The sequence below is a fragment of the Paraburkholderia sp. BCC1876 genome, assembly GCF_902833695.1.
Taxonomy (GTDB): domain Bacteria; phylum Pseudomonadota; class Gammaproteobacteria; order Burkholderiales; family Burkholderiaceae; genus Paraburkholderia.
Window position 1 is genome coordinate 31,829 of sequence record NZ_CADFGI010000012.1, and the last position, 12,059, is coordinate 43,887.

Genomic DNA, 12,059 nt, shown 5'->3' on the forward strand with positions numbered 1-12,059 from the left:
TGAATGAAGTTGCCATCGGATACGTCGGCGTTAGTGAACGAGGGGCGCGCTTCCGGCCTGAGAGCGCGTCTCTTCGCGCCGGCCGCGCTGCAGAAAATGCTGGCGTTTGCGAGCCTGGTCCTGCTGCTGGTGTTTTTCAGTTTCGCGTCGCCGGCGTTCATGCAGATCGACAATATTCTCGGCATTCTGCAGGCCACGGCCGTCAACGGCGTGCTGGCGATTGCCTGCACGTTCATCATCATCACCGGCGGCATCGATCTGTCGGTCGGCACGCTGATGACGTTCACGGCGGTCATTTGCGGCGTGTTTCTCACCTACTGGCATCTGCCGATGTGGACCGGCGTGCTCGCGGCGATCGGCGCCGGCGCGATGTGCGGGACCATTTCCGGGACCCTCATCGCCAAGATGAAAATCCCGCCGTTCATCGCGACGCTGGGCATGATGCTGCTGCTGAAAGGGCTCTCGCTGGTGGTCTCGGCCGACAAGCCGATTTACTTCACCGACACTGAAAACTTCACCCTGATCTCGCAGGATTCGCTGATCGGTTACGTGCTGCCGAATCTGCCGGTGCCGAACGGCGTGCTGATCCTGTTTTTCCTGGCAATCGTGAGTTCGCTCACGTTGAATCGCACGGCGCTCGGCCGCTACACGTTCGCGCTCGGCAGCAACGAAGAAGCGGTGCGTCTGTCCGGCGTGAACGTCGACCGCTGGAAGATCGCCATTTACGCGCTCGGCGGCGCTATTTGCGGCATTGCCGGCTTGCTGATCGCGTCGCGGCTGAATTCCGCGCAGCCGGCGCTCGGCCAGGGCTATGAACTCGAAGCGATCGCCGCCGTGGTGATCGGCGGCACGTCGCTGAGCGGCGGCGCGGGCACGATCCTCGGTACGATCATCGGCGCGTTCATCATGAGCGTGCTGACCAACGGGCTGCGCATCCTGTCGGTTGCGCAGGAATGGCAGATCGTCGTGACCGGGCTGATCATCATTCTCGCGGTGTATGCCGATATCCTGCGGCGCAGCAAGCGCTGACACGCCACACACGAAATCAAAAAAGGGGAGCGCGAAAGGGCTTCCTCATTACTGAAGGCGGTGGTCCACCTTAGGAGGAGAGTTGCCATGTTGAATCGAAAACTATTCGGTGTCGTGGTCGGCGTGGGCGCGCTGGTCGGCGTGACGAATCTGGCCCGCGCGGAAGAACCGTATATTCCGCTGATCTCGAAGGGCTTCCAGCATCAGTTCTGGCAAGCCGTCAAATCCGGCGCCGAACAGGCGGCGAAGGAGCAGAAAGCCCGCATCACGTTCGAAGGTCCCGAAACCGAGGCGATGGTCGACAAGCAGATCGACATGTTGTCGGCGGCGCTGGCGAAGAAGCCGCAGGCGCTCGGCATCGCCGCGCTCGACAGCAAAGCGGCCATTCCGCTGCTGCGCCGCGCGCAGGCCGCCAAGATACCGGTGATCGCGTTCGACTCGGGCGTCGACAGCGACATTCCGCTCACGACCTGCGCGACCGACAATCTCGCCGCGGCCGCGCTCGCCGCCGACAAGATGGCGGCGGCAATCGGCGATTCGGGCGAAGTGGGGCTCGTGGTGCACGACCAGACCAGCCGCACGGGCGTGGACCGTCGCGATGGATTCCTGAACGAGATGAAGGCGAAGCATCCGAACGTCAAGATCGTGTCCGTGCAGTACGGCGGTGGCGACCACTTGAAGTCCGCGGAAATCGCCAAGGCGATGATCCAGGCCAATCCCAATCTGAAGGGCATTTTCGGTTCGAATGAAGGCTCGGCCGAAGGCGCGGCGATCGGCGTCAAGGAGTCGGGCAAGAAGCTCGTGCTGATCGGCTACGACTCCGGCAAGGAGCAGAAAGACGACATCAATTCCGGTCTGATGCTGGGCGCGATCACGCAGAACCCGGTCGGCATCGGCAAGTGCGTCGTCGATTCCGCGATGAAGGCGCTGAAGGGCGAGAAGCTGCCGAAGAAGGTCGACACCGGCTTCTACTGGTACGACAAGAGCAACATGAGCGATCCAAAGATCGCCGCCGTGCTGTATGACTGAGTTGCGCCGCCAAGGCGCAATGGGGGAGGCCGCGCGCGTGGTGCGCGCCTCTCTCTTTCTGGTTCCGTCGGGTGAGAGGGAGACAGGCGGACATCGATAGCTGTCGCTCAGGAGCGTGCCAAGTGACTACGATCACCAACCTGTCCGTGCGGGACATCCGCTTTCCGACTTCGCGTTCGCTCGATGGTTCCGACGCGATGAACGCGGCGCCGGATTACTCCGCCACTTACGTGACGCTCGAAACCGATTCGGCGCAGCCAGAAGGGCTCACCGGTCATGGCCTGACGTTCACGATCGGGCGCGGCAACGAGATCTGCGTGGCGGCGGTGAAGGCGCTGGCGCCGCTGGTGGTCGGCCGAACGCTTGAAGAGATCGCGGCGAACATGGGCGCGTTCTGGCGCGCGCTGACGTCGGACAGTCAATTGCGCTGGATCGGTCCGGACAAGGGCGCGATCCATCTGGCGACGGCGGCCGTCGTCAATGCCGCCTGGGACCTGTGGGCCAAAGCGGAAGGCAAGCCGGTGTGGAAGCTGCTGGTCGACATGAGCCCGGAAGAACTCGTGCGGTGTCTCGACTTCCGTTATGTGACCGACGCGATCACGCCGCAGGAAGCGATCGCGATGCTGCATCGTCATGCGTCGTCACGCGGCGAGCGCGAAGCGGAGATGCTCGCGCAGGGCTACCCGGCGTACACGACATCGGCCGGCTGGCTCGGCTATGACGATGACAAGATTCGCCGCCTCGCGCGCGAAGGCGTCGCGCAGGGTTGGACGCACTTCAAGCAGAAGGTGGGCGGCAATCTCGACGAAGACATGCGGCGCGCCCGCATCTTAAGAGAAGAGATCGGCGCAAACCGCAAGCTGATGATGGATGCGAACCAGGTCTGGGACGTCGACGAAGCGGTGGCGAACATGCGACGCCTCGCGCAGTTCGACCCGTGGTGGATCGAAGAGCCGACCAGCCCCGACGACATTCTCGGCCACGCGGCGATCCGTCAGCGGCTCAAACCGATCGGCGTGGCGACCGGCGAGCATTGCCACAATCGGGTGATGTTCAAACAGTTGCTGCAGGCACAGGCCATCGACTTTTGTCAGGTCGACAGTTGCCGGCTGGGCGGTCTGAACGAAGTGATCGTGGTCCTGCTGATGGCGGCAAAATTCGGCGTGCCCGTGTGTCCGCATGCGGGCGGCGTCGGTTTGTGCGAGTACGTGCAGCATATTTCGCTGTTCGACTATGTTTGCGTGTCGGCGTCGCTGGAGAATCGGGTGCTCGAATACGTGGATCATCTGCATGAGCATTTCATCGATCCGGTGGTGATCCGCAATGGGCGTTATATGCCGCCGCAGCGCCTCGGCTACAGCATCGAAATGCACGCGGCGTCGCTCGACCGGTATCGTTTTCCTGACGGTGCGGGCTGGACGACTTGAGCGCGCGCGTCGCTTACCGTGGCGCCGTTTGGCCGTGCTGATGCCGCTGGAACGGAACGCGTCCAGCGGCCACCCTCACCACTCCCGCCACTTCAGCGTCAAAAATGGTCCGTACCATTCGACACGTTGATGCCACAGGCGTCCGTTACCGTCAGCGGACTGCTTCCCGCCCAACCCTGCTGTCCGGTGCGAATGCGGCATCGCCGCGCTGCCGGCGGCGCGTGAGCGCCTGCGCGTAATCCGACGACGCGGCGGGAGCCGACCTGATCGCCTGTTCTGATCGTTTCTTCTGCGGGGAATCCGATGAGTGTCCGTCCGATAGGGCACGCGCCTGTCGCCTGGCCATGGACGCGGCCGATGCGGCCAACACGGCCTATGCGGCGGCCGATGCGTGCGCGCGCAACCTCCGGCAAGTCCGGTGGCTTCACGCTCATCGAAGTGCTGATCGCGCTCGCGATCGTCGCCATTGCGCTGGGCGCGGTGCTGCGCGCGATCGGCTCGCTCGCGACGGACACCGACAGCGCGCGCGCACGTTTGCTCGCGCTGTGGAGCGCGGACAATGCATTGGCGGCCATTCGTATTTCATCCAGTTGGCCGCCCGTGGGGCGAAGCACCTTCGCCTGTCCGCAGGGACAGTATCCGTTCGTCTGCCGCCAGGTGGTGACGGCGTTCGAAAGCCCGCTGGTGCGTCAGGTGACGGTGAGTGTGTTGCCGTCCGCGTCGAGCCGCAGCGTCCTCGCCGAAGTCGTGACCGTGGTGCAGGATGAAGCGCGCCACTAGCCCGCGCGGCGCGCCGCGAACGAAGGGCTTCACGCTGATCGAGATGCTGGTCGCGATCACGCTGCTCGCCGTGATTGCGTTGCTGTCGTGGCGCGGCCTCGACGCAACGATTCGCGGACGCGACGACATCGCCGCGAAGCTCGGCCAGACGCGGCTGATCGGCCGATACTTCTCGCAGATGCAATACGACCTGCTGAACCTCGTCACCGCCGACGAAGTGTTCGGACCACCCTTGCGAATCCGGCCCAATGAACTCGTGCTGGTTCGGCATCTGGGTATCGGCAGCGGGCCGACTCAGGTGCAGGTCGTACGCTATCAATTGAAGGGCAGCGAACTGATACGCAGCGCGTCACAGCCGCTCAGCTCGCTCGCCGATCTCGACGATGCCTTGCAGCACATGGATCAATTCGCGCGCATTGTTGTCAGCGACAACGCGCGTTCGATGCAACTCGCGGTATGGATCGCGCCGGACGGCTGGACGTCCAGTCAGCCCGCCGTCGAGGCTGCGTACACGCGCTTTCTGTCGCAGCACGGCATCAGCAACATCACGTCGCTCGGCATGCCGCTGCCGCGTGGTCTCCGCTTCACCGTCGCGCTCGGCAGTCCGCCGGTCGAATTCGTGCGGATGATTCCGATCGGGCAATGAGGCGTGCGTTAGAACCCGTCCTCGGTTCAGTGCCGCACTACAGTCACATTGCAGCCGCATAGCAGCCGCGTGCAGCCCCATTTCGCTCAATTCAATGCGATAGGCATAGTTGAGGAAATGTTCCGTAACTTTCGTCATACGCCTGTTATCGCTCGTCCCTAGTCTCGGGTTGAAGCCGTCACTTTCAAAGATCGTTTCACACGATTGAAGTGGCGGCGCGTAGCGCAACATGACGAGGGAGCGAACGTGGAGGCGGGATACTCACAAGACACGCGAGCGGGCGCGCAGAGCGGCGATGCGTCGGCCATGCGGCGAAGCGTGGCGAATTTATCGCGGGCCAAAGATTGGCATGCGGCAGGGCGCTTCGACGAAGCGGCGCGCGAGTACGAAACGCTCCTGGCCAGCGACCCCGACAACCCCGAGCTGTTGCATCTCTACGGCGTGCTGCATTACCAGCGCGGCGCGGTGGCCGACGCCGAGTCGTTGCTGCGCCAGTCGATTGCGTTGACGCCCACGGCGCGCGCGCTGTCCGATCTCGGCGCGGTGCTGGCCGAATCCGGACGGGCCGACGCAGGCCTCGCGCAGTTCGACGCCGCGTTGCGGCTCGATCCGCTCGACATCCAGACGCTCGTGCGCAAGGGCAATACGCTGACGGCGCTGCGTCGCCATGCGGCAGCGCTCGAAGCGTTCGACCGCGTGCTGTCGATCTCGCCGCTGGTGCTCGACGCATTGTGCAATCGCGGCGGCGCGTTGCGCGCGCTGGGGCGGCGCGAGGAAGCGCTCGACACGTATGACCGCGCGCTGGTCGTCGATCCTGCTTCGTTCGAATCGTGGTTCAACCGTGGTCTGGTGCTGCGCGAATTACAGCGCACCGCCGAGGCGCTGCAAAGCTTCGAGCGCGCGCTTGCGATCCAGCCCGGCCATGCCGTGATGCTGTCGATGCGCGGTCAGTGTCTGGTGGACCTCGGTCGGTTGAACGAGGCGCTCGCGGCCTTCAACGAAGCCATCGCGGCCGAGCCCGGCATGATCGAGGCGCTCTACAACAGCGCGGTCGCACTCGACCGTCTCGGGCGACCCGACGAAGCGATCGGCCGCTGCGCACGGGTGCTGGCGTTGGACCCGCACCATGCGCGCGCGTTGACCTGCCGGGCCAATGCGATGCTGCAATTGAAGCGCTACGACGCGGCGTTGTCGAACTACGACCTCGCGTTGACGATCGACCCCGACGCGGCCGACATTCACTGCAACCGCGGCACGGCATTGCGCTATCTGAAGCGCTACGACGACGCACTCGCCAGTTACGACGCAGCACTCGCGCTCGACGACCGTTTCGGCGAAGCATGGACCAACCGCAGCAACGTGCTGCAGGATCTGCATCGCTACGACGAAGCGATGAGCGCGCTCGACAAGGCGCTGCAGATCAGACCAGATCACGCGACGAACTTTTTCAACCGCGGCAATCTCCACTACGACACCGGCCGTCACGAAGCCGCGCAAGCCGCCTACGACCGCGCGATCGAACTGAAGGCGGACTACGTCGACGCGCATTTCGCGCGGGCCTCGCTGTATCTCGCGCAAGGCGACTTCGCGCGCGGCTGGGCCGGCTACGAATGGCGTCTGCGGGACGCCGAACTGGCGCGGCACTATCGCCCGTTCGTGCAACCGTTGTGGCGCGGCGACGAACCGCTCGACGGCAAGACGATCCTGATTCACGCCGAACAGGGCTTCGGCGACACGCTGCAGTTCTGCCGCTACGCGCCGCAGCTAGCCGCGCTGGGCGCGCGCGTGGTGCTCGAAGTCCAGCCGGCCTTGCGCAAGCTGATGACGACGCTGCCAGGCCCCGCGCAAGTGCTCGCGCGAGGCGAGCCGCTGCCGGCTTTCGACTATCAGTGTCCGCTGCTCAGTTTGCCGTTTGCGTTACGCACGGAACTGGCGAGCATTCCGCGTCACACGCCGTATCTGCAGGCGGACGCGGAGCGCGCACGGCAATTTGCTGAACGGCTCGGTAATGGGCGGCGTCCGCGGATTGGGCTGGCGTGGTCCGGCAATCCTGAGCATCGCAACGACCACAACCGTTCGATCGATTTCGCGCAACTCGCGCCGCTGTTTGCGCTGGACGTCGACTGGATCAGCCTGCAAAAAACCGTGCGCGAGCAGGACGAAGCGTTGCTCGGCGACTCGCCCATCATCTGCCTCGACGACGAACTCGACGATTTCGCGGACACCGCGGCGCTGATCCGTTCGCTCGATCTGGTGATCTCCGTCGACTCGGCCGTCGCGCATCTGGCCGGTGCGTTGGGCCAGCCGGTCTGGGTGCTGTTGTCGGACCCGGCCGAATGGCGCTGGCTGCGCGAACGCGCGGACAGTCCGTGGTATCCCGACGCGCGGTTGTTCCGGCAAAGCACGCCGGGTCAGTGGGGCAGCGTGATCGAAGCGGTCAGGGCGGCCATCGGCCAACCGGACGCGGAAGACTGAACTCGACGGAAAAACGCCGGGCGCGAGCGCGGCAACAGGGGCCGAAACAATGACATCGAATGGGGAAGGGACGACGCTCGCGATCCAGACAGATTCCGCGCGGGCGCGAGACGAGATCCCGAAGCCCGACGCCGCGCAGCTCGACCGTCTGTTGCAACGGGCGCGCAAGGCGCACACCGAGGGCGGCCTCGACAAAGCGGAAGCCGCGTATGCCGAGTTGCTGATGCTCGACCCCGCGCATGCGGAAGCGCTGCATCTGCTAGGCGCGGTGCGTTTCCAGCAAGGACGGTTAGAGGAAGCCAATGCGTTGATGAGCCTCTCGATCGAGCGGCAACCGGTCGCGCTGGCGCTCACCAATCACTCTGCCGTGCTGCTGGGTCTCGGGCGGACGCAAGACGCGCTGTCCAGACTCGATGAAGCGCTGGCGCTCAATCCCGGTCATCAACGCGCGCTGTTCCAACGCGCGGGTCTGCTCGCGCAACTGGGCCGTCACGACGATGCGCTCGCCGCATACGACCGTTTGCTCGACATCAATCCGGGTTCCGCCGAGGCGCTGCTCAAGCGCAGCGAATCGCTGCGCGCGCTGGGGCGTTGCACCGACGCACTGGTCTGCTGCGACCGTGCGTTGTCGATAGCCGGCCGTTCCTTCGACGTGCTGCGCGAACGTGGACGCGTGTTGCGCGAGCTGGGCCGTTTCCAGCACGCGACGGATAACTACGGTCTGGCGTTGTCACTCGTGCCGGGCAGTGCAGAGGTGCTGTTCCTGAGAGGCGTCGCGTTTCTCGATCTGCACGAACCCGGCAACGCGCTCGCCGATTTCAACGCGGCGATGGCGGCGAGCCCGAGTTTCGTGGAGGCGATCTACAACAGTTCGGTCGCGCTGGAACAGCTTGGGCGGCATCAGGAAACGCTCGCGCGTTGCGACCGCGTGCTCGCCATCGAGCCGAATCATGCGAAGGCGCACGCGAACCGCGGCAACGCGGCGTGTCATCTGGGCCGCGACGGCGACGGCGCGCAGAGCTATGCGCGCTCTCTCGACGTCGAACCGGACAGTGTCGGCGTGTTGTGCAATTACGCTAGCGCGCTGATCAGCATCAAGCGTTACGACGACGCGCGGCAGGCCTGCGAACGCGCGCTCGCGCTCGAATCGGACTACGTGCCAGCGTGGTTCACGCGCGGGCGTGTGTCGCTGGAAACTCACCGTTATGAGGACGCGCTAGGCGATTTCGCGCGCGTGCTGGACGCAACACCGCGCGACAAGCTCGCGCATTTTCACACCGGCAATGCGCTGCGTTCCGTACGGCGGCATGAAGAAGCGAAAGCCGCCTACGCGCAGGCTATCGACATCGATCCGGACTACGTGCTCGCGCACTGCATGCGCGCGTTTCTGTGTCTGTCGATCGGCGACTTCGAGGCCGGCTGGAGCGAATACGAATGGCGCTGGCGCGACACGCAACTCGACGGCAGCCGCCGCGAGTTCGTGCAGCCGAGGTGGACTCACGGCATGCCGCTCGCGGGCCGCACCATCCTGCTGTATGCGGAGCAGGGTCTCGGCGACACGCTGCAATTCTGCCGCTACGTGCCGCTTGTGAAGGCGCTCGGTGCGACGGTCGTGCTCGAAGTGCAGCGTGAGTTGACCGGGCTGCTGGAGAGCCTCGACGGCGTCCACACAGTGGTCGCGCGCGGCGGGCCGCTGCCGCCGTTCGATCTGCATTGTCCGTTGCTGAGTCTGCCGCTCGAGTTCCGCACCGAACAGGCGTCGATTCCCGCCGAGGTGCCGTATTTGCGGGCCGATCCTGCGCACGTCGCGCGTTGGGTCGAGCGGCTGGGTATGTCGCAACGGCCGCGTATCGGCCTCGTGTGGTCGGGCAATCCGCTGCATCTGAACGACCGCAACCGGTCAATGCCGCTCGCCGATCTGCTGCCGCTACTCGACGACGCGTTCGACTGGTTCAGTCTGCAAAAGGTGGTGCGCGACGAAGATCAGGCAGCGCTCGCCGCGAGTCCGCTCCGCCACGTCGGCGATCAGATCGAGGACTTTGCCGACACGGCCGCGCTGACCGCGCTGATGGATTACGTGGTGAGTGTCGATACGTCGGTCGCGCATCTTGCGGGCGCGTTGGGGCGGCCGCTTGCGGTCTTGTTGCCGCATACGCCGGACTTCCGCTGGATGCTCGATCGCGACGACAACCCGTGGTATCCCGGCGCGCGACTTTTCCGCCAGGCCGAGGCGGGGAACTGGGCGCCGGTGGTCGAAGCCGTAAAGGCGGCGTTGCCTGGGCTCGTGAATGGAGCGGGTCGATGAACCGGCAAAGAGCGCAGGACGCCGCTTCTTCGTTTGCGCCGGTGGCGAACGGGAGTGCCGTGCAGGTGGCTATCGCCGATTCGTTGCGCAATGCGCGCGCGCTGCTGGAGAGGAATGACCTCGGCGCGGCGCGGCGTCTGTACGAAGGCGTGCTGACTCTCTCGCCCGACAACGTCGAAGCGCTCCATCTGCTGGGACTCGTCTGTCTGCGTCAGGGCGACGCAGCGCGCGCGGAGCCGCTGATCGCGCGCTCGATGCGCGCGGGTTTGCGGCAAGCCTGGAACTTCACGAATCACGGCGCGGCGCTGGTCGGCGTGGGCCGCTATCGCGACGCGCTCGCCGTACTCGACGAAGCGTTGAAACTCGATCCCGCGCATCCGCCCGCTCACACGGCGGTCGGCGATGCGCTGCTGGGACTCCAACGCTTCGACGAAGGGATCGCGGCCTACGACCGTTCGCTGCAACGCGCGCCCGCGCAAGCCCAGGCGTGGAGCCGCCGCGGCGCCGCGTTGCGCGCGCTGGGTCGTCCTGCCGATGCCTTGATCAGCCTGGAGCGCGCGCTGAATCTCGATGCCAACGACGCCGCCGCGCACGCCGAGCGCGGTCACGCGCTGCGTGAAGTCGGGCGTCATGACGAAGCGTTGCGGCAATACCGGCTGGCGATGGTGGTCTGCGGGCGTAGTGCGGCGTTGCTGCTGGCCACGGGCATCGCGTTGACGGAACTGGGGCGTGCCACTGAGGCGCTGACGATCCTCGACGAAGGCCTGCAACTCGCGCCCGACGACACCGCGTTGCTATACGCAAGCTGCGTCGCGCTCGACATGCTGCATGCGCGCGCGGAACTGCTGCGACGCTGCGACCGGCTGCTTGCCATCGATCGCGAGCAGTCGACGGCGTGGGTGGGACGCGGCAACGCACTGCTCGGTCTCGACCGTCATCAGGAGGCGGCCGAGGCCTACTGCGAAGCGCTCAAACGCGCCCCCGAACATATCGACGCGCTGCGCAACCATGCGGCGGCATTGCGCGCGCTTGGCCGCCACGACGAAGCGCTCGACGACTACGACCGCGCGCTCGCGCTGACCGGCGCGCATCCCGAGTTGCTGTACAACCGCGCCGTCACGCTGCAACAACTCTCGCGCTACGACGAGGCGATGGACAGTCACGCGAAAGCCGCCTGCGCTCCGGCCGATACCGCGCAACATCTCTATACGCGCGCGGTCGCCTTGCAGCAGATCGGCGAACACGAAGCCGCGCTGTGCGCCTACGCGCAGGCCTGCGAACGCGATCCGCATCATGGCGCGGCGCGCCGCTCCGAGGCGTACTGCCGTTTGTTGATGGGCGACATGGCAACCGGCTGGGCACTGCACGAAGCGCGCTGGCACGCCACCGACGTCGCGTTGAACCGGCGTCACGCCGATCGTCCGCTGTGGCTCGGCGTCGAGCCGATTGCGGGCAGGACCGTGCTGCTGCATGCGGAGCAGGGCTACGGCGACACGCTGCAATTTTGCCGCTACGCGAGCCTCGTTCATGCGAAGGGCGCGACGGTGATCCTGCAGGCGCCGCGCGAACTGGCGACGCTGCTGGCGTCGTTGAGCGACGTGAGTTGCATCGTCAGCGAAGACGATGCGATACCGCCGTTCGATTTTCAGGTTCCGTTGATGAGCCTGCCGCTCGCTTTCCGCACGACGCTCGACACGATTCCCGCGCGGGGTGCTTATTTGCACGCCGATGCGCGGCGGCGCGATGAATGGCGTCGCCGTGTCGATGCCATCGCCACGCCGCACAAGCTGAAAATCGGCCTCGCGTGGTCCGGCAATCCTCGCCACAACAACGATGAAAACCGCTCGCTGTCGTTCGCCGAACTCGCGCCGCTGTTCGCGCTCGATGCAACCTTCGTGAGCCTGCAACCGCAAGTGCGCGAGCGCGATCGCGCCGCGCTGGCGGCGAGTGACGTCGTGTGTTTCGACGATGCGCTTGCCGATTTTGCGGACACCGCCGCGTTGATCGATGCGCTCGATGTAGTGATTTCGGTGGATACGTCGGTGGCGCATCTGGCGGGCGCGGTCGGCAGGCCGGTGTGGATTCTGTTGCCGCGCGCGCCCGACTGGCGCTGGCTGCTCGAACGTGAGGACAGCCCGTGGTATCCGAGCGCGCGGCTGTTCCGTCAGTCGCGGCCGGGCGACTGGCCGGCGGTGATCGAACGGGTTGGCACCGCGTTGCTCGACATGATGCCGTTGCGTGACGTAGCAGCGGCATGAGCCGCCCAGGCCGCCCACAGCAGCAAAAGCTACGGACCATTTGAAGCGGCTCAAATGATGCGTAACAGCCGCAACATCGCTGCCACGCGCGGCCCGTATTTTCGATGGAT

General features: G+C 65.3%; 8 protein-coding genes. All 8 read left to right on the plus strand.

The window, feature by feature from the left end:
- The first annotated feature begins 3 nt into the window (after nt 1–3).
- The 8 genes from HWY05_RS31645 to HWY05_RS31680 all read left to right on the plus strand — a co-directional run bounded on the left by HWY05_RS31645 (nt 4) and on the right by HWY05_RS31680 (nt 11,949).
- Nucleotides 4–1,029: an ABC transporter permease gene (locus HWY05_RS31645; protein ID WP_035546044.1), complete on the plus strand. Its 1,026-nt coding sequence runs from the start codon at nt 4–6 to the stop codon at nt 1,027–1,029.
- Between the two features lie 87 nt (nt 1,030–1,116).
- Nucleotides 1,117–2,058, plus strand: coding sequence for an ABC transporter substrate-binding protein (locus tag HWY05_RS31650; protein WP_035546042.1), 942 nt, complete (start codon nt 1,117–1,119; stop codon nt 2,056–2,058).
- A gap of 122 nt (nt 2,059–2,180) precedes the next feature.
- Nucleotides 2,181–3,485 (plus strand): L-fuconate dehydratase, encoded by a 1,305-nt coding sequence (locus tag HWY05_RS31655; protein WP_176060807.1) that lies wholly within the window; start codon nt 2,181–2,183, stop codon nt 3,483–3,485.
- Between the two features lie 387 nt (nt 3,486–3,872).
- Nucleotides 3,873–4,265: a type II secretion system minor pseudopilin GspI gene (gene gspI, locus HWY05_RS31660; protein WP_347880825.1), complete on the plus strand. Its 393-nt coding sequence runs from the start codon at nt 3,873–3,875 to the stop codon at nt 4,263–4,265.
- Entirely contained in the window at nt 4,249–4,911 is a 663-nt protein-coding gene (locus HWY05_RS31665; protein ID WP_035546036.1) for a prepilin-type N-terminal cleavage/methylation domain-containing protein, read from the plus strand. Before gspI ends, HWY05_RS31665 begins: the two co-directional genes overlap by 17 nt.
- Nucleotides 4,912–5,229: 318 nt before the next feature.
- Nucleotides 5,230–7,386: a tetratricopeptide repeat protein gene (locus HWY05_RS31670; RefSeq protein ID WP_244146748.1), complete on the plus strand. Its 2,157-nt coding sequence runs from the start codon at nt 5,230–5,232 to the stop codon at nt 7,384–7,386.
- Between the two features lie 49 nt (nt 7,387–7,435).
- Entirely contained in the window at nt 7,436–9,691 is a 2,256-nt protein-coding gene (locus HWY05_RS31675) for a tetratricopeptide repeat protein (RefSeq protein WP_176060808.1), read from the plus strand.
- Complete coding sequence (locus tag HWY05_RS31680) at nt 9,688–11,949, plus strand: tetratricopeptide repeat protein (protein ID WP_176060809.1); 2,262 nt, start codon at nt 9,688–9,690, stop codon at nt 11,947–11,949. The genes HWY05_RS31675 and HWY05_RS31680 overlap by 4 nt, the downstream gene beginning before the upstream one ends.
- The last annotated feature ends 110 nt before the right edge of the window (nt 11,950–12,059 follow it).